General features: G+C 66.2%; 19 protein-coding genes. 10 read left to right on the top strand and 9 right to left on the bottom strand.

Annotated features, from left to right (window positions below; genetic code table 11):
• Positions 1–117 precede the first annotated feature (117 nt).
• Positions 118–1,380 (top strand): cytochrome P450, encoded by a 1,263-nt coding sequence (locus HMPREF0591_RS20440; protein WP_007170522.1) that lies wholly within the window; start codon positions 118–120, stop codon positions 1,378–1,380.
• 133 nt (positions 1,381–1,513) lie between these two features.
• Here the strand turns inward: HMPREF0591_RS20440 and HMPREF0591_RS20445 are convergent, their stop codons facing one another.
• A complete protein-coding gene (locus HMPREF0591_RS20445; RefSeq protein ID WP_244269016.1) occupies positions 1,514–2,173 on the bottom strand; it encodes a TetR/AcrR family transcriptional regulator in 660 nt (219 codons plus the stop codon).
• Positions 2,174–2,260: 87 nt separating this feature from the next.
• On the opposite strand from HMPREF0591_RS20445, the gene HMPREF0591_RS20450 reads away from it, so the two are divergent.
• From HMPREF0591_RS20450 to HMPREF0591_RS20470, 5 genes are read left to right on the top strand one after another with little or no spacing between them, the layout of a single operon-like run.
• The gene (locus tag HMPREF0591_RS20450) at positions 2,261–3,433 is read left to right on the top strand and encodes a TIGR03857 family LLM class F420-dependent oxidoreductase (protein ID WP_007170524.1); all 1,173 of its coding nucleotides are present in this window, start codon (positions 2,261–2,263) and stop codon (positions 3,431–3,433) included.
• Positions 3,430–4,848 carry a hypothetical protein gene (locus tag HMPREF0591_RS20455; protein ID WP_040623544.1) on the top strand — a complete coding sequence of 473 codons (1,419 nt, stop codon included), beginning with the start codon at positions 3,430–3,432 and terminating at the stop codon, positions 4,846–4,848. Before HMPREF0591_RS20450 ends, HMPREF0591_RS20455 begins: the two co-directional genes overlap by 4 nt.
• 10 nt (positions 4,849–4,858) lie before the next feature.
• Positions 4,859–6,340: an acyl-CoA reductase gene (locus tag HMPREF0591_RS20460; protein WP_007170526.1), complete on the top strand. Its 1,482-nt coding sequence runs from the start codon at positions 4,859–4,861 to the stop codon at positions 6,338–6,340.
• Positions 6,337–7,416, top strand: coding sequence for a phosphotransferase (locus HMPREF0591_RS20465; RefSeq protein ID WP_007170527.1), 1,080 nt, complete (start codon positions 6,337–6,339; stop codon positions 7,414–7,416). The genes HMPREF0591_RS20460 and HMPREF0591_RS20465 overlap by 4 nt, the downstream gene beginning before the upstream one ends.
• Before the next feature lie 8 nt (positions 7,417–7,424).
• Complete coding sequence (locus HMPREF0591_RS20470; protein ID WP_007170528.1) at positions 7,425–8,231, top strand: SDR family NAD(P)-dependent oxidoreductase; 807 nt, start codon at positions 7,425–7,427, stop codon at positions 8,229–8,231.
• Between the two features lie 17 nt (positions 8,232–8,248).
• Here the strand turns inward: HMPREF0591_RS20470 and HMPREF0591_RS20475 are convergent, their stop codons facing one another.
• From HMPREF0591_RS20475 to HMPREF0591_RS20485, 3 genes are read right to left on the bottom strand one after another with little or no spacing between them, the layout of a single operon-like run.
• Positions 8,249–9,046 carry an enoyl-CoA hydratase-related protein gene (locus tag HMPREF0591_RS20475; RefSeq protein ID WP_007170529.1) on the bottom strand — a complete coding sequence of 266 codons (798 nt, stop codon included), beginning with the start codon at positions 9,044–9,046 and terminating at the stop codon, positions 8,249–8,251.
• Positions 9,037–10,071, bottom strand: a complete 1,035-nt coding sequence (locus tag HMPREF0591_RS20480) for an NAD(P)H-dependent flavin oxidoreductase (protein ID WP_007170530.1) — start codon at positions 10,069–10,071, stop codon at positions 9,037–9,039. The genes HMPREF0591_RS20475 and HMPREF0591_RS20480 overlap by 10 nt, the downstream gene beginning before the upstream one ends.
• 19 nt (positions 10,072–10,090) lie before the next feature.
• Positions 10,091–11,203 (bottom strand): Rossmann-fold NAD(P)-binding domain-containing protein, encoded by a 1,113-nt coding sequence (locus HMPREF0591_RS20485; protein ID WP_007170531.1) that lies wholly within the window; start codon positions 11,201–11,203, stop codon positions 10,091–10,093.
• Between the two features lie 225 nt (positions 11,204–11,428).
• On the opposite strand from HMPREF0591_RS20485, the gene HMPREF0591_RS20490 reads away from it, so the two are divergent.
• Together HMPREF0591_RS20490 and HMPREF0591_RS20495 are read left to right on the top strand one after the other, a co-directional pair.
• On the top strand, positions 11,429–11,893 hold the full coding sequence (locus HMPREF0591_RS20490) for an SRPBCC family protein (protein WP_007170532.1): 465 nt from the start codon (positions 11,429–11,431) through the stop codon (positions 11,891–11,893).
• Positions 11,890–12,675: an SDR family NAD(P)-dependent oxidoreductase gene (locus HMPREF0591_RS20495; protein WP_007170533.1), complete on the top strand. Its 786-nt coding sequence runs from the start codon at positions 11,890–11,892 to the stop codon at positions 12,673–12,675. Before HMPREF0591_RS20490 ends, HMPREF0591_RS20495 begins: the two co-directional genes overlap by 4 nt.
• Positions 12,676–12,700: 25 nt before the next feature.
• Here the strand turns inward: HMPREF0591_RS20495 and HMPREF0591_RS20500 are convergent, their stop codons facing one another.
• A complete protein-coding gene (locus HMPREF0591_RS20500) occupies positions 12,701–14,029 on the bottom strand; it encodes a phytoene desaturase family protein (protein WP_007170534.1) in 1,329 nt (442 codons plus the stop codon).
• 32 nt (positions 14,030–14,061) lie between these two features.
• On the opposite strand from HMPREF0591_RS20500, the gene HMPREF0591_RS20505 reads away from it, so the two are divergent.
• Positions 14,062–14,688 (top strand): TetR/AcrR family transcriptional regulator, encoded by a 627-nt coding sequence (locus tag HMPREF0591_RS20505; RefSeq protein WP_007170535.1) that lies wholly within the window; start codon positions 14,062–14,064, stop codon positions 14,686–14,688.
• On the opposite strand, the gene HMPREF0591_RS20510 is transcribed toward HMPREF0591_RS20505, so the two are convergent.
• From HMPREF0591_RS20510 to HMPREF0591_RS20525, 4 genes are all read right to left on the bottom strand, one after another.
• Positions 14,681–15,514, bottom strand: a complete 834-nt coding sequence (locus HMPREF0591_RS20510) for a mycofactocin-coupled SDR family oxidoreductase (RefSeq protein WP_007170536.1) — start codon at positions 15,512–15,514, stop codon at positions 14,681–14,683. The genes HMPREF0591_RS20505 and HMPREF0591_RS20510 overlap by 8 nt on opposite strands.
• A gap of 52 nt (positions 15,515–15,566) precedes the next feature.
• Entirely contained in the window at positions 15,567–16,760 is a 1,194-nt protein-coding gene (locus tag HMPREF0591_RS20515; protein ID WP_007170537.1) for a cytochrome P450, read from the bottom strand.
• Between the two features lie 142 nt (positions 16,761–16,902).
• Positions 16,903–18,015, bottom strand: a complete 1,113-nt coding sequence (locus HMPREF0591_RS20520; protein ID WP_007170538.1) for a homogentisate 1,2-dioxygenase — start codon at positions 18,013–18,015, stop codon at positions 16,903–16,905.
• A 27-nt stretch (positions 18,016–18,042) separates the two neighbouring features.
• Positions 18,043–18,609 (bottom strand): MarR family winged helix-turn-helix transcriptional regulator, encoded by a 567-nt coding sequence (locus tag HMPREF0591_RS20525; RefSeq protein WP_007170539.1) that lies wholly within the window; start codon positions 18,607–18,609, stop codon positions 18,043–18,045.
• 111 nt (positions 18,610–18,720) lie between these two features.
• On the opposite strand from HMPREF0591_RS20525, the gene HMPREF0591_RS20530 reads away from it, so the two are divergent.
• On the top strand, positions 18,721–19,836 hold the full coding sequence (locus HMPREF0591_RS20530) for a CaiB/BaiF CoA transferase family protein (protein ID WP_007170540.1): 1,116 nt from the start codon (positions 18,721–18,723) through the stop codon (positions 19,834–19,836).
• The last annotated feature ends 59 nt before the right edge of the window (positions 19,837–19,895 follow it).

Below are 19,895 nucleotides of genomic sequence, written 5' to 3' on the forward strand. Positions count from 1 at the left end.
TGCTCACTCCGAAGCCGCACGGCGGTTCGGGCAATGTTGTTTTACCAAACGATGATTGGTATCGTCCATCCCAAATGGCGCCGGACGAAGAGGCCCTGTCGATAACCGGAGATCACCATGACGCAGTTCGACCACCATTCCGAGGATTTTGCGCAGAACTGGCGAGAGATTTACGCCAGCATGCGCAACGAATGCCCGGTGGCGCACAGCGACGAGCACGGGGGCTTTTATGTCCTCACCCGCTACGACGATGCGAAGCGGGTGTTGCGGGATTCCGACACTTTCGTCTGCGGGCGCGACCTGACATTTGGTGACACCGTCGTCAAGGGCGGGGTGACCGTGCCGACCAACCCGGTCCGAATGGGCATGATGGAGATGGATCCTCCGCAGTCGCAGGCCTATCGGCAAGTGCTGGCACCGTGGCTGTCGCGCAAGGCCGTGGAGAAATACCGGCCCCGCATGCAGGAGATCGTAACCTGGATCGTCGACCGCGTGATCGAGGCCGGTGAGATCGATTTCGTCGACGACATCGCCAACCCGCTGCCCGCGATGGTCTCGCTCGACTACTTCGGCTTGTCGCTGGAGAAATGGAGTGACTACGCGACGATTCTGCACAAGGCCGTCTACCGTGAGCCGGGCTCTGCGCGCGACCTTGCCGGGCTGCTGGACGACTTGCGCGCCACCGTCAAGGCGCGACGCGCGACGGCGCACACCCCGGCGACCAATCTCACCGAGGCGCTGCTCAATGCCGAGGTCGAGGGCGTGCCCATCGACGACGAAACCGTCACCGAGATGGTGTTCATGTTGCTCAACGGGGGTGTTGACACCTCCACTGCACTGATCGCAAGCATGTTCCTTTACTTGGACGAGCACCCCGACGAGCGGGCTAGGTTACAAGCGGACCCCGGGCTGATCCCCGCCGCGATCGACGAGATGCTGCGCTATTTCACGCCCGGTCCCGGAGTCGCCCGCACGGTCGCCCGCCCGGTCGACATCAACGGCCAGCACCTCGAACCGGGCGACCGGGTATGGCTCGCACTTGGTTCGGCGAATGCCGATCCCGACACCTTCACCGATCCCGAGCGGATCAATTTCGACCGCGACCGTGGCGGCACGCACCTGGCATTCGGGTTCGGCATGCACCGTTGCCTCGGCGCGTTTTTGGCTCCGGTGGAGATCGCCATCCTCCTCGAGGAGGTGTTGCGCCGGTTGCCGGACTACCGCATCGATCGGGAGCGGGTCCGGCACTATCCGACGATTCCGCTGGTCAACGGCTACCTCGCGATGCCGGCAACATTCACACCGGGACCACGGGTGCTGAGCGGCTACGCCGAGGCGCTGCCGATTCGGCTGGAACCCGAGGTCGTGGGACGAGGCTGATTGTCGATGCCTCGACAGCGCGCGCGATTCCCGATCTAGCGGCGGGTCGGCGATGACACTCCGGTCGAACTCGCTTCGCGTGCCGCGCGGACGGCAATGGCCGCGCCTTAGCGCCGTCGACCGCCGCTCAGCGTCATCCGCCCGTGGCGAGTTCCGCCTGCAAACCGGCGATCAGCAGTTCAAGACCGAAGGTAAAGGCCTCGTCGTCCAGGTGGATCGCGTAGTCCATTGCCAGGCCGGACAGGCTGGGAAACTCGGTCTCGGGCAGCTCTCGGATGCGCTCCGGCAAGTCGATCGGCGCCGCCGCCGCCTGCGCTCCCGCGAAGCCGAGCGCGTAGTTACACAGCACGCCAAGGGTGTGCAACGCGGTCACCTCGGTAAAGCCGGCATCCAGCAGGGCGGTCAGCATCCGCTCACGCAGACGAAACAAGCCGGGGGTCGCCGAGTGCTGACCCAGCACGAGGATCACCAGGTTCGGGTGGCGGCGGCCGACACCGTGCAGATGGCGCGCCTCGGCTCGCAGGCACTCATCCCAGGTCGGGGCCGTCCCCGCGGTGGGAAGGGGGTCTGACATGAGCTGCGCGACAAGGCCTTCCAGAATTTCTTCTTTGCTGCGTACGTATCCGTACAGGGTCATGACCCCGACGCCGAGATCATCGGCGACCCGACGCATCGTAAAGGCGCTCGGCGGGGCCGAGTCGATGACCCGTAGCGCCGCCGCCAGGACCTCGTCACGGGTGAGCCGCGGACGCGGGCCCCGCTTTGCGGGCAGGGTCGTCGACTCTCTTGACACTCCCACACCGTACACAGTACGGTCCGAGACAGGAATGCCGTACATCATACGGTAATATGTTCAATACTCAGCGAGGAGTCCGGACCGATGACCGTGACCGCAGATAAGGGACACCTGGCCAGCGCCGAACTCCCACCTGTGACAGACGATTTCAGCGCCTTCATCATCGCCGGCGCGGTGAGTTCGGATGCCAGCAAGTTCGAGCGCGAGACCGAAGGCCGGACCCCGGCTCAGGGCATCCAGGACGGGGTTGAAGCGGAGCGGATCGGCTTTCGACGCGTCTTCATCTCCGAACGATGGGATCTGAAGGAAGCCGACGTCATCCTCGCCGGGATCGGTGCGCTGACGACCCGCCTCGAGCTGGTCACCGGGATCATCGTGCCGACGACGCGACATCCCTGGATGCCGGCCGCACTCGGGGCCACGATGCACTCGTGTTTCGGGCCGCGATTCGTGCTCGGGCTCGGCCGCGGTGACGCCGGCGCGTTCCGCGGCATGGGTATCCCGATGACCACGACCAAGGCAATGGTCGAGAGCGCGAAGATCACCCGCCGGCTGTGGGCCGGCGAGTCGGTGTCCTACACCGGTCAACTCGGTTCGTTCACCGCGTTGGCTTTCGCCGAGACCTATCACGGACCGCAACCGCCGATCTGGATCGCGGGCTTCTGCCACGAACGCGGTGCGGCGGCCGCGGCCGAGGCGTTCGACGGGGTGATCTTGCCGCCCATGCTGACCCCTGACGCCGTCGCCGACGCCGTGCAGCGCATCCGGACGGCTTGCGAGCGGATTGGTCGCGACCCCGCAGAAATCCGCATCGTCGCCCCGGTCGTGACCGCCCCGGACATGGACGAGATCGAGACCAAGTCCATATCGGCCGGGCGACTGGTGACCTATCTCCAGTACCCGCTGTACGGCGACGTCCTGGCCACCGCGAACCACTGGGATCTGGAGACCGTCAACCGCATGCGTAACCACGAGCAGTTCCAAAATCTCAACCGCGCCGCGGACCTGACGTTTCATCGGCACGAGATGCTGGGGCCGGCATCGGTGCTGCCGTGGAGCTGGATCACCGACTGCAGCGCGGTCGGCACCGTCTCCGAGTGCGTAACGTCGCTGCAGCGTTTCATCGACGCCGGCGCCGACGAGGTCACCACATACGGGTCCACTCCCCGGCAGAACGCGGCGCTGCTCGCAGCATGGCGGGAGCGACCACAAGCGACGACCTCGGTCGCGGCGGGCTCTCGGGCCGACGCGTCGTGACCGTCGCGGCGGACGCCCGGCAGTTCGCCAACGCCCCGGCCGAGTTCTTCGGCCATTCATGGCACGCGATGCAGCATGTGCCGGTCGACGAGCTCGCTGCTCTGCAGCTCGAGGCACTGCAGCTGCGCTTCGGCGAGCTCCGTCACACCATTGCGACGCTCACCCGGCTCGCCGACGAAGCCGGGATCGACGCGGTCGGTCAGCTCAATGACGTTGTGCCGCTGCTGTTCCAGCATTCGGTGTACAAGTCCTACCCGGCCGCGCTGCTGGTGCGGAGCCGGTTCACCGAACTCACCCGCTGGCTTGATCGGCTGACCACGATCGACCTCGCCGGCGTCGACGTCTCCGAGTGCGAGACGATTGATGCCTGGCTCGACACCCTGGAGGCGGCCACGCCCCTGCGGGCCGTGCACTCCTCGGGCACCACGGGGACGATGTCGTTTCTGCCGCGCTCGACACACGAGTGGGATCAGATGGGCCGGGCGTCGCGGTGCGGGCTGTTCCAATACAGTGACCCACTCGGCGTGGGAGGCCGCCATGACGGCGAATGGTTCGAGCTGATCTGGCCGCTGTGGCGTTCGGGCCGCAGCGCAATCACTCGCTTTCCTGGCATGGCCCTTCCCCATCTGCTCGGTTCGGAGGACCGGCTGCATGCGCTGCGCCCGGGGCGGATGAGCTCGGACGCGGCCTATCTCGCCGGACGGGTACGCGCGGCCGCGGCCCGCGGCGAGCTCGCCAAGCTCGAGATCAGCCCCGCGTTGCGGGTGCGGCGGGAAGAGTTCGAACGCGAGCAGCGCGAGATGGCGGAATCGCTGCCGAAGTTCATCAATGAGATCAGCCGGGATATGCGCGGACGCCGGATCTGGATGCTGGCGACCTGGAACGTGCTGTACAACATCTCCAAGGCCGGACTCGACGTCGGCCTGGAGAACGTGTTCGCCTCCGATTCGCTCATCACCACCGGCGGTGGCGCCAAGGGCCAGGTCGTCCCCGATGACTGGGAGCAGACGGTTCGGCGGTTCTCCGGCGTGGAACACATCCAGCACAGCTACGTGATGTCGGAGATCACCGCGCTCAACAAGATGTGCGAACGCGGCCGCTACCACTTCGAACCGTGGATCGTCCCGTTTGTCCTCGATCCTGTCGACGGAGCGCCGTTCCCGCGGACCGGGGAGCACACCGGGCGGATGGCGGTATTCGATCTGCTCGCCGCCACCTACTGGGGCGGTTTCGTCAGTGGCGACGAGTTCACCCTCAGCTTCGAGCCATGCGGATGTGGGCGGACCACCGCCCACGCCGCGCCGACCATCGAGCGCTTTAGCGACAAACACAACGGAGACGACAAAATCACCTGCGTCGCAGCTGAGGACGCGCACCGTGCGGCGCTGGAATTTCTCACCGGCGAACTCGTGTGACCGTCCGCCGATGAACAACACCATGACGGGATTCGCCGCACCCGCGATCATCCGCGGGCAGTTGATCGACGACGACCTCGTAATGTTCGGCGGCCGCGGCGGCACCGCCACCTTTCGCGCACCGGACCCGCACCGCCTGCTGGGTTCTTTGGAGCTGTCGGACCCCAGCCGACTGCGCGAGGTTCAGGACCTGCCGTTCAGCGAGATCGTCGCCTACCTGGCCGCCCTCGGTGACGCGCTGGCGCTGCCCCGTAATGCCCACATGCAAGAGGCGCTGGAGCTCTCCGCGCAGTTTTCCGACATGACCCCTTCGCTGGTCCGCGCATCGTTCGAACAGCTGCCGGCGCTGTTCAGCGCCGCCGCGGTGCGCGAACTTGCCGAGACCACAATCGGGATCCCGTACCTCGAGGGCTGGGTCCCGCGGGTGATGGCCGACGGCCGGACGGCGTCGGTCCGGGCGTTCGGCGCCCGCACCGTACACATCATCGCCGGCAACAGCCCACTGATCGCGGCGCTGAGCATCATCCGCAACGCGGTCGGGCGCTCGGACGCGATCATCAAAACCCCGTCCAACGACCCTCTGACCGCGCTTGCGATCGCCCGCACGATGCGCGAGCTCGACCCGACGCACCCGATCACCCGTCATTTGTCCGTCGCGTACTGGAAGGGTGGGGATAGCGGGTTCGAGGAGCGGCTCTTCCAGCCCACCGGCGTTGAGAAGATCATCGCCTGGGGCGGGCTCGCATCGGTCACGCATGTGCTCCGCTATGTCCAGCCGGGGCTCGAGCTGATCTCGCTCGATCCGAAACGCAGCGCGACGATCATCGGGCCGCAGGCGTTCGCGTCCGAGGAGTCGTTCGTCGATGTCGCGTTGCGTACGGCCACCGACATCGGTGCCCTCAACCAGCTCGGGTGCGTCAACGCGCGCGTTGTCTACGTGGCCAGCGGCACCGATCCCGACGGGCTCGAGCTTGCCAACCGGCTCGGTGAGGCGATCTATGCACAACTGCAGCGGTTGCCGGAGCACCTCAGCACGCCTGCGAAATGGTCGGATCCCGAACTCGTCGCCGAGATCGACGCGCTGCGGTCCAGCCCCGACTGGTACCGGGTCATCGGCGGCCGCGGCGGCAACGGGGCCGTGATCGTGTCGCAGCTCGATGAGCCGGTCGACTTTTCGGGACGGCTGTCGGGCCGGGTCGCCAACATCGTGCCCATCGACGATCCGGCAGACGCGATCCGCGGGATCAGCGCATACACCCAGACCGTTGGCATCTATCCCGAGTCGCTCAAAGCTCAGTTGCGGGAGCAACTTCCGTTGCACGGAGCGCAGCGCCTGGTGTCGCTGGGGTACGCGGCCGACCCGAGCGTGTCGCTGCCACAAGACGGAATCGAGCCGATGCGTCGAATGGTGAAGTGGATCGTCGACGAGCGGTGCGAACCCGACGTCGTTCGACCCCTGTGGGCCGACGCCGACACTAAGGAAGTCCGATGACACATATCGTCGACACGACCGACGAGCTGACCCCGCAATGGTTCACACAGGTGTTGCGCACCAGCGGCGCCCTCGGAGCGCAGGACGCGGTGGGCTGGGTCGATGCCCGGGTGATCGGTACCGGGCAGGCTGGGTTCGTTGCTCGCGCACACTTGGGGTACGCCGGTGGCGCCGCCGGTCCGGCCTCGCTGATCGTGAAACTGCCCTCGGCAGATGCCAGTTCGCGGCAGATGGGTGCGGCGATGGGCATCTACGAATCCGAGGTTCGCTTCTATCAGCAGGTTGCGCCCAGACTCAGTGCCGCGATACCTGCCATCTACTGGGGTGACGTCGAGCCGGCCAGCGGGCGGTTCACGCTGGTGCTCGAAGATCTCCAGGCGACCTCGGACGTCGGCGACATGGTCGGCGGCGGAACCCTGACACAGGCCGAACTGGCGATCGGAGCGCTGCCCGGGCTACAGGCACCGATCTGGAACGACCCGGGGCTGGCCGAGCTGCCGTGGGCCGGCCTTGCGCGCACCGAATTGTTGTTCGCCGCCGTCGAGCCCTTGATCGAGGCGTTCGTCGCTCGATTCCACAACCGGGTCGACCCCACTCATCTGGAGTTGGCCAAGCGGCTTTCTCCCGCCGCGGCCGGCAGTGCACAGCGGCTGTGGGGTCCGCCCTTCGTGATAGCCCACGGCGACTACCGCCTGGACAACATGATGTTCGCCCGACTCGGCGGGGCGCCACCGGTCTCAGTGATCGATTGGCAGGGCGCCCGGCTCGGGCCGCCTCTGCTCGACGTGGCGATCTACCTGGGGTCGTGCCTGGGCGTCGACGAGCGCCGCGCGCACCAGGACCGCCTGCTGCACCTGTATCACGACCGACTGCGGGCGGCCGGTGTCGACGACTTTTCCTTCGCCCAGTGCCAAGACAGCTACCGGGTGAGCTCGCTGTATCCGTTCCTGCTGACGATCGCGGTGTCGATGACGCTGCAGCAGACCGAGCGGGGTGATCAGATGTGGGCGCAGATGTTCACCAACTCGGCATCGATCGTCGCCGACACCGGCGCGGACGCGCTGCTACTGAGCTGAGCGAGACGATGGCGATCCCCTCTCCCCGAAGCGGCGCGGCGGCGCTGATCACCGGTGCGTCCTCAGGCATCGGCGCCGAACTGGCGCGCGGCCTGGTTGCGCGCGGCCATGACGCCATCTTGGTGGCGCGGCGGCGTGATCGGCTGACGGCGTATGCCCGCGAGCTGTCCGCCGGCGGCCGGCGCCGCATCGAGGTGATCGCCGCCGATGTCAGCGATCCCGACGGCCGCGCCGGACTGCTCGCGGACCTGGCGCAGTCCGGTTTGGAGATCGACGTGCTGGTGGCATGCGCCGGGTTCGGGATGGGAGGACCGTTCATCGACGCCGAACCCAGGCGGATCCAGGAGCTGATCCGGACCAACGTGGAGGGAACTTTCCTGCTCACCCGGGCGCTCGCCCCCGCGATGGTGGCGCGGGGTGAAGGGGCGATTCTGCTGGTCTCATCGATGGCGGGCAACCAGCCGATGCCGAACTTCGGGGCATACGCCGCGACGAAGGCGGCGGTGACCTCGCTGGCCGAAGCGCTGCACTGGGAGCTCGGGCGCCACGGGGTGACGGTCACCGGGTTGTGTCCCGGCGGCGTGCGAACCGAGTTCTCCGAGGTGGCGGGGATGCTCGGAACCGAGAGCCGCACCCCGAGCGCGTTGATGGCCGAGCCTGCCGAGATCGCCGAGGTCGGGTTACGGGCGCTCGCACAGAGCAAACGCGTCGTCATCCCGCGCCGAAGCGTTCGCGCCTTCGCCTGGGTCGGTAGCCACGCCCCGCGGCGAATGTGGTTGCCCTTGGTCGGCCGCATGATGGGCGACGGGAACTGACTCCGACCGCCGCGCGATCACGACGACGACGTGGAGGTGTCGCTCATATAGCTGTCGCGGGTGCCGTCCAGAAAAGTCTGGCGGGCTTTGCTGCTGTCGCCGAGCATATTCAGCTCGAAGGTGTAGCTCAGTTCCTGCCGATACAGCCGGCGCAAGTCACGGCCCGCGGTGTTGTTGAGCGTCAACTTGAGGGCCCTGATCACCCGGGGCGCTTTGGCCGCGATCGTCGCCGCGACCTCGTAGGTTCTGACCAGCGCGGCGTCGACTGTCGCTTCCACGTGGTACACGCTGCCATAACTGTGCAACTCGGCGATGTCGAACGGCTCGCAGGTGAACATCGCCGAACGCAGCCGGCGTTCCGGCAGCAGGCCCAGCGCCTGCACCGCGCCGGTCGTCGCGCCGTTGTCCGCCTCGGCGAGCACGAATCGTGTTCCGTTGGAACCGATCAGCACGTCGCAGGTGCCGGCCAGCAGCACCCCCAGGCCGACGCAGTAGCCGTGTATGCAGCCGATGACCGGAACCGCGCACTCGGCAATGGCCACGCTGGTGTCCTGGGACCCCCGAGCCTGACCGAGGATGCCGTCGAATCCCGGCAGGCTCTGCACCTCTTTGAGGTCACCGCCGCCGCAAAACCCCTTGCCCTGCGCTCGCAACACCACGGCCCGGACTTCTTCGCGACGCTCGTAGCTGCCCAACAGTTCGGTCAGCTGGGCCAGGTCCCCGATCGAATAGGCGTTGACCGGCGGGCTTTCAACGACCAGTTCCGCGACACCCGCCAGTCGGCCGCTGTCGTGGACGGTCTCGGTTACCGGCACGCAGGTTCTCCCAGCGCCACCCCTGCCTCGCCCAGCAGTCCGCGCGCCTGGGTCACGATCCGCCCGACCAGGTCGGCGACCGTCGGGATGTCGTGTATGGCCGCGGACACCTGACCGGCCACCATCAGGCCGTCAACCACGTCGCCCTCGCGCTGGGCCTTGCGGATTTGCTCTTCCTCCCACACCTGAAAGTCCTCGGGAGACATGGTCTTTCGCACGTCCTCCATGAGCTCCAAACCCTTGTTGCGCAGGCCACGGATGGGGGCGTAGATGCCGCCGTAAACGACATCCTCCCACTCCTTCGCGTCGACGATGCGCTGTTTGTACGCCGCGTGCCACTGGTGCTCCTGGGTGGCGATGAACCGGGTGCCCATTGCGGCGGCGGCGCCACCCATCGCCAGCACGGCGGCCAGCCCGCGGCCGTCGCAGATCCCGCCGGATACCACGACGGGGATGTCAAGCGCGTCGATCACCTGCGGGGCCAGCACCATGGTGTGCACCCCTTTGGCGTGCGTGTGGCCGCCCATTTCGTAGCCCGAGGCGATGATGACGTTGGCACCGCTCTCGGCGGCCTTGAGCGCGTGCCGGACCGACCCGACCTTGGCCATGTGCACCAGGCCGGATTCTCGGATGGCCGCGCCGAACTCACCGGCGAAGCCGGCCGAGGTGACGATGGCCCTCAGCTGGTCGCCGGTCCGTCCGCCGTCGCGTTTGACCGCGATGGCCTCGTCTATGCAGATGCGGCTGACCAGCAGGAGCTCGCCGTTGGCCGTCCGGCCGACCGGGACGTTGACGGCAAACGGACGGTCCGTGCTGGACGCCACGTGCTCGATCGCCGCGCGGAATCCCTCGCGGAGGAACTGCTCTGAGCTGTTCACGATGGAAGGGCAGCTGACGGTGCCCAGCCCGCCGGCCGCTGACACCGCGGCGGCCAGCAAAGTGGTCGGCGACGGGCCCATGCCGTCCTGCATGATCGGGTACTCGATCCCGACCATGTCCTGAAAACGACGCCACATGGTCGTCATGGGTTCCTCCTGCTAGAAATCAGCGGCCGTCCTGGTCACGGCCAACGGAAACGGTTTTCGGATGGGGCATCGGGTGACGCACGTCCGGCGCCTCGTCCGGGGCCTGGTCTCGCACCCAGCTGACGGCCTGCATGTAGGCCTCGATCAGTCGGTCCTCGGCCGGGTAATCGAACCTCGCCGGATACAGCGGGTAGTCCTCGCTGGTGACCGGGTGCGCCTCGAGCCACTCTACGGCCTCCACCATCGCGTCGCGGGCGGATATGACCTCGCGGTAGCCCAGCTCGCGCTTCGCCTTGTTGGTGTCCAGCAGGATGTGCGGCCGCCCGGTCGGCGGCAACAGTTCAATCAGCGCCGAACCCGCGAGTTCGCCGGGAATGCCGACGAATTCGAGCTCACTGCCCATGATCTGCGCGATCGCCTCGGCCCACTGACGCACGGTGTATTGGTCGTCGTCGCCGGCGTTGTAGGCCTGGCCGTTGGCGACGTCGGGGTTGTCGACGGCGCCTAGCACGACCTCGGCGGCGTTACGCCCAGCGGCCCGGGAGATGATCCATAAACCGTTGTCGGGCAGGATCATTCGGGTTCTGCCGTCGCGGATACGGCGCATCACCGACCATTCCCAGGGCACCAGGTTGCGTGGGCCGTAGATCGCGGGGTACCGGATCACCGTTCCGCGGAACGCGCCGGACGCCGCCCGATCCAGGACGGCGCGCTCGGCCGACCGGATCAGCTTGGCGAAACGCGGCACCGGTTCGGTGCCGTCGGCCAGCGGGCCGTCCTCACGCGCGTTGAGCGCCATGCCGTAGGGCGTGACGGTTTCGGGCTGCAGACAACCGCGGTAGGCCGGCACCCCGCCGATGCTGATCAGCTGCCCGCACCGTCCGGCGAACACCTCCGCGATCGCAGCGACTCGCCCGTACATCGCCAGCACGATGTCGAAGGACTGGTCGCCCACCGCCTCGGTGATCGATTCGGCAAAGTGTGGGTCGGCGTGGATGTGCGGAACGTCCGGCAGGTCGGCCGGCTCGTGCACGCCCCGGTGCAGCATGGTCACGTCGTGACCTCGTTGCAGAAGTCCCTGCAGCACCGGGACCCCGGTTGCGCCGCTCCCGCCGACGACGAGCGCTTTCATACTTCATCCGCCTATCTACCGAACCAAACGGCAATTGGTTCTCTATACAACCACACGCCTGGCCGCGTTGGCCACCGGCTGCCCCGACGAGGGCGCGGTCGTGGTGCAGGAGGGCCATCTGGCGGCTCGGCGCTGCTATAGCGTCGGCATTAGGCGGTAGCCCGGTCGACCGCAGCTATGATTGAATTCTAAATCAACCAATGTTTGGTTTGAGCGGAGGGTCGCATGAGCCTTGCCTACGTCAGCACCATCATCGACACCGACGTCGACACCGTGTGGTCGGTGATCGGCGACTTCCACGGGTTGCCCGCCTGGGTCACGATGGTTCGGTCCAACACGCCCGAGAACGGTGCCGGACCGGGCGCGGTGGGTTCGGTGCGCAACCTCACGCTGGAGCGCGGCGGCGGCACCGCCCGCGAACGGCTGGTGCGCTATGACGCACCCGCCCGCAGCTATTCCTACGACTTCGCCGGCGAGATACCTTTTCCGGTGTCTACCTATCGCGGCACCATCCGCGTGCTGCCAGTGACCGACTCGAACACCACGTTTCTCGAGTGGTACGGCGAGTTCGACTGCGAGCCAGCCGTTCTCGAGACGATGACCGCGACCTTCCGGGCGATCTACTCGCAATTCATCGAAGATCTGCGCCAACACCTCAAAGGCCGTGAGTTGAGCGTCCCCCAAGCATGAGCGGCGAGCTCGACGGCCGGGTCGCGCTTGTCACCGGCGCCGCGTCCGGGATCGGCGCGGCCAGCGCGCAGGCGCTGGCCGAGGCGGGAGCGGCAATCGCGGTCACCGACGTCAACATCGACTCCGCCGAAGCCGTTGCCGCAGCCATCGAGCGAACCGGTGGGCGGGCCCTCGCGCTGCGGCTCGATGTGGCCGACGAAGAACACTGGGCCGCCGCGATGCCGGTCGTGCGCGCTCGGTTGGGGCCCGTCACGGTCTTGCACAGCAACGCCGCCGATGTCTCGATCTTCGACCGCGACAACGACTTACTGACGTTGGAGGTCGCGACGTGGGACCGCGCGTTCGCCGTTGCGGCCCGCGGATCGATGCTCAGTGCCAAACACACCCTGCCGGACATGATCGAAGCCGGCCGGGGCAGCATCATCTACACCTCGTCGGTCAAAGGGCGCTCGGGTTCCACCCGCCAGGTCGCGTACTCGTCGGCGAAGGGCGCCATTGAGTCACTGACGCGCATCATCGCAACGACATACGGTCCGTCAGGTGTGCGTTGCAATGCGATCGCGCCGGGCGTCGTAGACACGCCGGCTGCGCGCGCGAACGTCTCTGACGAACTGCGCAGGCTGATCATCGAGGGCCAGGTAGTGGGTCGGCTCGCCGAACCGGCGGACATCGCCCGCGTCGCGGTCTTCCTCGCGTCCGACGCCGCCGCGATGATCACCGGTCAGGTTCTTGTCGTCGACGGCGGGATGACCGGACACATTCCGGCGCTGTCGTCACGGTGACGCGACCGGCCACTGGGTGCCGGAGTCAGGCGCGGGTGACGCCTCGCGCCGAGGGCGACATCGCGGCACGGATCCGCTCGGTCACCAAGCGTGCGGATTGCACGCAGCCGCTCTGGCCCGCCGTGGCCCACTCACGCACGCCGTCCCCGACATTGAAAAGGTTTGCGATCGGGGTGGTTTGCGGCAGATCGCGGCCGGCGATGGCTCGCTGTGCGGGCCAGTCCTCCCCTGCGCAGATCTCGACCGACAAGATGCGGGCGGAGTCGAAGCCCGGAAAATGTTCGCGCAGATCCGCTTTCAGCAACGCGACCTCGTGTTCGACGTCGAAATCGCCGGTCGCAGGGTGCGGCGTGGAGGCCGCCGCGTACAGGTTCCATCCTGCCGGCGCCATCTCCGGACATGTCGCGGTGAGATTGGCGGCGTAGGCCAGCCGGCGGGTGGGGCCGAAGAACACCAGCCCGGTGACCGAGCCCAACGGCTGCTCGCTGGCAAAATTGACGGTGATCAAGGTGCTCGGATTCGACTGTGCCCGAACATGGTCGGCGTAACCACCGGGCAAGTTGGCGTCGCCGCACATGCGTACCGTCGCAACCGGTCCGGCGTTGCTGACCACCACGCGGGCGCTGACGTGGACCGTCCCGTCGGGCCGGCGGATCGTGGCGCCGTCGACCTGTCCCGAATCGTCGAATGTCAACGCGACGACTTGGCTCTTAAGCCAGAGCGTGCCGCCGCTGTGCTCGAAGTGATCTGCCAGCTGCCGCCACGGTCCGATGCTGCCCTCCGGATGCATGGCGTAGGTGTCGAGCGCCTTGGGCTTGGTGAGGTAGTCGAAGAATACGGCTGCCTCGACATCGCTGGGTTCGGCGGCGAACATCGCGCTGGTGAGGTTGCGAACCAATCCATGGACAAAGGCCCCGGCCCGCAGGCGGGACAGCCACGCCTCGGTGCTGATACCGCGTTGCGGACGCATCCGTGGCGCGCGGCGAGCGACGGCGCCGACCAGCGCGAGCAGCGCGCGAAAAATCAGGCCCGTCAGCCCGCTCATCATCGGCACATCCCAGCGGCCCAGCCGCAGCACCAGGGGCCGTTTGGGTGTCCGCGCGTTGATGGTGAGGCCGAGATCCTCGAACAGCTTGGCGTTTTCACCACCGAGCTCGACGATCAAGGCACCGGTGTTGACCCGGAATCCGTCGACATCAATGGTGGAAGCCCGCCCGCCGACACGGTCGTATCGTTCCACCAGCAGCGTCGTGAAGCCGCTGGCGTTCAGCCGGGCCGCGGCGGCCATTCCGCCGGCCCCGGCGCCAATCACAATCGCGTCGTAGGTCGCCAGGCTCTCTGCGTGATTGGTCATCACTGCCTCCCGCAGGTCGTAAAGTTGCTGGGATGACTGAACCTGGCGCTCGCCGCGGACCCGGCCGTCCGTTGGGCGCCGACGGAGCCGAAACCCGGCTCAAGATTCTGCACAGTGCCCGAGAAGTGTTCAGCACCATAGGATTCGACCGTGCCAGCCTTCGGCAGATCGCCGAGGAAGCCGGCTTCACCCGCAACGCGATCGCCAACTATTACCCGAGCAAGATCGAGTTGTACCGGGCCGCTTTGACATCCGTGCACGAGGTGGTGATCTCGGAGATCCTCGGCCCGGCGCTGTGCCAGACCGGCTCGATCGACCGCCGGATCGTGGCGGTCTTCGACCGTGCGGTGGCGACCATCCGAATTGACCAGACCTTCGTGCGCTTCTTCGTCACCTCGACGGCCGACGCGATCCATCACCCGGATCTGCGGGACCAGGCCATGCAACCTCTGGTCGCGGTACACGAGCACTTTGCTGCGGCACTGGCAGCGGCGCAACGCGACGGCGAAGTCGACGCCGGCATCGACACCGAAGCCACCACGCAGGTCCTGGTCGACCTGCTGTGGGGACTTGCCGTCGACGCCGGTTTTTACTCTGACCAACACCGGACCCGTCGAACACTGGAGGCGCTCGAGCGGATCGTGGTGGCACTCACTTGATGGAGGCACCGGCGTCGATCGGCAGCGACACCCCCGTGATGTAGCGAGCTTCATCGCTGGCCAAAAACAGCACCGCATTGGTGACGTCGATACTTTCGATCCACGGAATGGCCAGTGCGTTCATCTCGGTAGCCGGTACCGCGAACTTTTCCCGGGTGGGATTCGGGTCATCGGGAAGGAACACGCGGTATGTCGGCTCATTCTGGATCATGTCAGTGTCGACATTGGTCGGGTGGACGCTGTTGACCCGAATGTTGAACGGCGCCAACTCAAGTGCCAGTGTCTTCATCAACCCAACGACGCCGTGCTTGGCCGAGACATAGTGCGCTAGTCCGGGTTGGGCGATCAGGCCGGCGATGCTACTGGTCAGCACGATGGAGCCACCGTTTCCGGCAGCGATCATGTGCGGAATGGCCGCCTTGGTGGTCCGCCACGATCCGCTGAGATTGATGTCGATCATCTCTGTCCAGGTCTGCTCCGTCAGTTCAAATGACGGACCGATGGAAAGGATGCCGGCGTTGGCGGACACGATGTCCAGACGGCCGAGTTCGCTCACCCCCTCGCCAACTGCCGCTGTCAACGCCTCGCCGTCGCGAACGTCGACCTGGCGAGCGACCACGCGTCGGCCTCGAGCTTTGATCTCGCGGGCGGTCTCGTCCAGATCAGCAGGAGTGGCCAACGGGTAGGGCGCAGACTCAACTTGGGCGGCGATGTCGAGCGCGATGATGTCGGCGCCCTCGTCGGCCAACCGCAGGGCGTGGCTGCGCCCCTGCCCGCGGGCGGCGCCGGTGATCAGTGCGACCTTGCCCCCGACGCGTCCGGTCATAGGGTTCTCCTCGTTGAAAGGTGTTGTGGGAAAGAGGGATGACAGCGAGTGTCTAGACCTTGTCGAAAATCAGCGGAACACGGTCTGGGTAGTTGGCGATTCCGGGCACCCACTTCAGGTCGGCCGGGTCTGCGTCCAGCCGGAAGTTGGTGACGCGAGCGAGCAATTCCTCGAACGCGATGGCGATTTCCACCCGGGCCAGGTGCATGCCGATGCACCGGTGGATTCCCAGGCCGAAACCGGCGTTGCCACCGCGGGGCGGATCGAACTGCAACTGGTCGGCATTGGGGAACTTGGCGTCGTCGCGGTTGGCCGAATCGAACCGGATGAGCAGGCGCTCGCCCTTTTTGACCGGGCACCCGGCGATCTCGGTGTCCTTCATGACGGTGCGCCCGAACGTCCCCACCGGCGACGTCAGGCGGATGAACTCGTCCATGTCGTTGCGCACCCAACGGGGGTCTCGGACCCGTTGCTCGAGTTCGGGATTGAGCGCCATGTACATCGCGATGGCGCCGATCGCAGACCGGGTGGTGTCCAGCCCACCGAGGAACAACACCGAGATCGCACCGAGTGCCTGCTCGTTGGTCAACCGCTCGCCATTGATAGTCCCGGTCGCCAGCGCCCGCAGGATGCCGTCTTCTTCCGGCGGATTCTCGATCGCCGCAAACAAGTACTCCGCCGAAAGCATCCCGAGGTTCATGAACGACTCCTCGGTGCCGTCCTCGGTGACCCGGTACACGATCTCTTTTGCGCGTTCCATCTTGGACATGTCGTTCTCGTTGAACACCATCCGCGCCAAGATGCGGGAGACGAACGGGCTCGCAAACTCGCTGAGCAGCTCGACCTTGCCGTTTTCGATGAACCCGTCAATTAGCTCATTGGCGGTTTTGCGCATCTCGTCGGCGTAAGTCAGCGCGAACTTGCGGGTCAGGTATGGGCTGAGCAGCGCGCGGAAGCCGGTGTGCTCGGGCGGGTCGGAATCCAGCGGACCCAACCGCACCGGCGCGGGAGCCGGCGATCCGCCCACCGAGGAGAACGTCTCTGGATCCTCGAGCACTCGCCGGACATCTTCGTAGCGCGTGATCATCCACATCGGCCCGGTGAGCTCGGTCTCGGTCCGCACCACCGGACAGTGCTGCCGCGCGTAGGCGAACGCGTCGTACTTCCACTCGACGTGGTCGCGATCGAACGGATCGTAAGACTCCAGCAGCGCGGCGAGGTCGCGGTCAGTACGTGCAGACGTCATTGCATAGCTCCCCAAAGGTCGACAGCTTCGTCACTACCGCCACGGTGTTCAAACACTGTTCGGTATTAATTGGCCACGATGCCATATGCCTTGCATCACGTCTAGGCCGTGGTGTGACGTGGCTCGTCAAGACGATGAGAGGTCAGCCCTGCAGCACCGGGTCGAGCTTCAGTGGGCGCGAGGCCTCGACCATGATGATTTCCCACTCGATGCGCGGGTGCTGCTCCCACTCCCGCCGGGACTTGATCCGGGCCCGATCAGGGAAGCCGTGGTGGATGCCCTGCGGATCGTGACTGACCAGGCCGGCCTTCAACGGTCGACCGAGAGACTTGCCGCCGTGAATAAGGGCGATCTCGTCATAATCGGCGTTGCGGTGGAACCACGGGATGCGTTCGACACCCTGCACCGACTCGAAGGGTCGCGGCAGCAGATTGATGATGTTGATGCCCTCTGCCACCAGGAAGCAATGCATCGACGGCGGGAGGTGCAGGCTGTCAGACATGATCACGTTCCAGTCGCGAATGTTGAACACGAATGGGAAGTAGTCGCCCTTCCACCCCTCTACATCGCACGGGTGAGAGGCGGCGTAGATCGATGAATATTCGCCGTCGTACTTGACCCTGATTTCGTACTCGTGCTGGTCGGATGTCACCGGCACCGGTTCGGGTACGCGCACGACATCTGGGTCGAATGGAGCGTGCCGGCCCAGGCCGACGTACGTCGGCGCCCGCAACTCGCCGACTGTTTCGATGCCGAACAACATGGTCTCACCGGGATCGACCACCCAACGATGGGTGACGGCCTTCGGGAGCACGACGTAGTCGCCCTGCTCGTAGCTGATCGGCCCGAATTCAGTCTCGACTGCCCCCGAGCCGCGGTGCACGAACCAGCATTCGTCGCCGTCGACGTTGCGCCGGTAGAAGGGCATCGGTTCGGAACGCCGGGATAGCCAGATCGTCGCGTCGGCGTTGTAGTAGAGCCGCTGCGCTGCGCCCCGGGCGTCGGTGAGGTCGTCGGTCTTGATATCGGTCAATACCGCGGAGGTGGACTTGAAGCGGCCTTCGGCGCGAAAGACTGTCGGGTCGTTAGCGCGATACAGAACCGCTTCACGTCCATCGAAGCCGTGCCGGGTCAGTTCGTCGTCTTTGAGCAACGTCCCGTTCGAACTTGAGTCCGGCAGGTCGCGATGGGCCTGCCGGCTTGTCTTGCCCTTGCTGTGCTGGATCAGGGTTCGCATGTTCATGCCCTGCAGCATACGAATATGTCAAGTTTTTAACAATCACTATTTGGTTATGGGGGTCCGTCGATCCGCGACGATTGCCAAAAGGCGGCTGAGCAAGCGCTGTTCGGACGCGTCCAGGACCGAGAGCCACTGCCGCTCGCGGTCGGCCTGTTCGCGGATCGCATCGCGTAGCTCCGTCCGTCCTCGCTCGGTCAACTCCAGCCGGACCAGCCGCCGATCGTGGCTGTCTCTGGCGCGGTTCACCAGGCCGTCGCGCTCCAAAGTGTTCAGCGCACTCGAGATCGCTGCACGCGATCCGCCGGACAGCCGGGCCACGTCGCGTTGCTCAACAGTGCCGAACACCCACAGCACGTTCATGATCCGAAAGCCCGACCATGTCCACCCACGCCGGCGGTGCAAGACCTCGAAGTCCTGCGAGATGCGGGTGTGCAGCCGAGAGAGGTTGAACACCAACTCCGCGTGCTCGGAAGCGTCGGCACCGACCGCGCCTTCCGCACGCAACCGCTGCGTGAGCAGCGCCCGATACGCCTCGACGCTCGTCGGGTTGCTCGCGTCGGACTGTGCTCGGCTGCCCCGGGGATCCTCCGACTCCGTCCCAGGCTTCATCGGCGCGAACCTACGCGCCGCCGTCCGACCACACAACCAAACGTAGTTTGATACTTTGATGGCGTGACAGGCGATTCCCCAACTTCGACCGAAGCTCCCCCGCTGAGCGGAGTGCGTGTCCTCGACCTCAGCGCGCTCGGGCCGGGCCCGTTCTGTTCCATGCTGCTCGCGGACTTCGGCGCTGATGTCGTCACCGTCGAACGACCGGGCGTCCCGCTCCGCTTCGATCCGGCCGCGAATCTGTCCCGGGGCAAGCGCTCAGCGGCCATCGACCTGCGCGCGCCCCGCGGTGCCGAGGTGATCGCCCGACTTGCCGACCACGCCGACGTGCTGCTGGAGAGCAACCGTCCCGGCATCATGGAGCGGCGCGGGCTGGGCCCGGACGTAGTGTGCGGGCGAAACCCCCGGCTGATCTATGCGAGGTTGACCGGATGGGGCCAGGATGGGCCATACAGCGACCGGGCCGGGCATGACATCAACTACACGGCGGTAGCGGGCACCCTCGGCACCATCGGCTCAGAAAAGCCTGTCACCCCCCTGGCCTACGTAGGTGACCTGGCAGGCGGGTCGCTGGTCACCGCCCTCGGAATCATGATGGCGCTCTTCGAACGGACCCGCACCGGCAAAGGGCAGGTGATCGACGGCGCTATCGTCGACGGCGCAGCCCTGCTTGCCGCGATCCACCTCGCTGAACTGAATAGCGGGCTGTGGTCCGGTCGCGGCAAGCACCTGTTGTCCGGCGGGGCGCCGTTCTACGGCGTTTACGAATGCCAAGACGGCCGATTTTTCGCCGTTGGCGCGATCGAACCCAAGTTCTACGCGCAATTCTTATCCGCGCTGGGCATCGAGGACATCGCCTTAGCCGCTCAACTGGATCCGACCGGCTGGGGGCAGCTACAGGAGCGGATCGCCGAGGCGTTCCGGTCCAAAGCCCGCTCGCACTGGTCGGCGGTGTTCGCTGACATCGATGGCTGCGGCGCGCCAGTGCTGGAACTGGACGAGTTGGCTGACGACCCGCACTTGCGGGCCCGCAACACGATCCTGGCAAGCGACGACGGGACAGTCACCGTGGCACCGGCGCCGCGGCTATCCCGCACCCCGGCACGCCTGCGACCGGCACCGGCCAGCCGGGGCGCGGACACGTCAGCGGTACTCGGCGAGGCCGGCTTCACCGCAGACGAGATCCGCGAGCTGCAGGCGGACGGCACCATCACCACGACGGCTTGACGACCGACTCTCAGTCGGATAGCCGGATCGCGTTCTCAGGGCAGCTGTAGACCGCTTCG

The sequence above is a fragment of the Mycobacterium parascrofulaceum ATCC BAA-614 genome (assembly GCF_000164135.1).
In the GTDB taxonomy this organism is placed as follows: domain Bacteria; phylum Actinomycetota; class Actinomycetes; order Mycobacteriales; family Mycobacteriaceae; genus Mycobacterium; species Mycobacterium parascrofulaceum.

Excerpts from the sequence above, each read along its gene's own strand:
- HMPREF0591_RS20440 (WP_007170522.1), top strand. The coding sequence starts at position 118 with ATGACGCAGTTCGACCACCATTCCGAGGATTTTGCGCAGAACTGGCGA.
- HMPREF0591_RS20450 (WP_007170524.1), top strand. The coding sequence starts at position 2,261 with ATGACCGTGACCGCAGATAAGGGACACCTGGCCAGCGCCGAACTCCCA.
- HMPREF0591_RS20460 (WP_007170526.1), top strand. The coding sequence starts at position 4,859 with ATGAACAACACCATGACGGGATTCGCCGCACCCGCGATCATCCGCGGG.
- HMPREF0591_RS20465 (WP_007170527.1), top strand. The coding sequence starts at position 6,337 with ATGACACATATCGTCGACACGACCGACGAGCTGACCCCGCAATGGTTC.
- HMPREF0591_RS20470 (WP_007170528.1), top strand. The coding sequence starts at position 7,425 with ATGGCGATCCCCTCTCCCCGAAGCGGCGCGGCGGCGCTGATCACCGGT.
- HMPREF0591_RS20480 (WP_007170530.1), bottom strand. The coding sequence starts at position 10,071 with ATGACGACCATGTGGCGTCGTTTTCAGGACATGGTCGGGATCGAGTAC.
- HMPREF0591_RS20485 (WP_007170531.1), bottom strand. The coding sequence starts at position 11,203 with ATGAAAGCGCTCGTCGTCGGCGGGAGCGGCGCAACCGGGGTCCCGGTG.
- HMPREF0591_RS20490 (WP_007170532.1), top strand. The coding sequence starts at position 11,429 with ATGAGCCTTGCCTACGTCAGCACCATCATCGACACCGACGTCGACACC.
- HMPREF0591_RS20495 (WP_007170533.1), top strand. The coding sequence starts at position 11,890 with ATGAGCGGCGAGCTCGACGGCCGGGTCGCGCTTGTCACCGGCGCCGCG.
- HMPREF0591_RS20500 (WP_007170534.1), bottom strand. The coding sequence starts at position 14,029 with ATGACCAATCACGCAGAGAGCCTGGCGACCTACGACGCGATTGTGATT.
- HMPREF0591_RS20505 (WP_007170535.1), top strand. The coding sequence starts at position 14,062 with ATGACTGAACCTGGCGCTCGCCGCGGACCCGGCCGTCCGTTGGGCGCC.
- HMPREF0591_RS20510 (WP_007170536.1), bottom strand. The coding sequence starts at position 15,514 with ATGACCGGACGCGTCGGGGGCAAGGTCGCACTGATCACCGGCGCCGCC.
- HMPREF0591_RS20515 (WP_007170537.1), bottom strand. The coding sequence starts at position 16,760 with ATGACGTCTGCACGTACTGACCGCGACCTCGCCGCGCTGCTGGAGTCT.
- HMPREF0591_RS20520 (WP_007170538.1), bottom strand. The coding sequence starts at position 18,015 with ATGCTGCAGGGCATGAACATGCGAACCCTGATCCAGCACAGCAAGGGC.
- HMPREF0591_RS20525 (WP_007170539.1), bottom strand. The coding sequence starts at position 18,609 with ATGAAGCCTGGGACGGAGTCGGAGGATCCCCGGGGCAGCCGAGCACAG.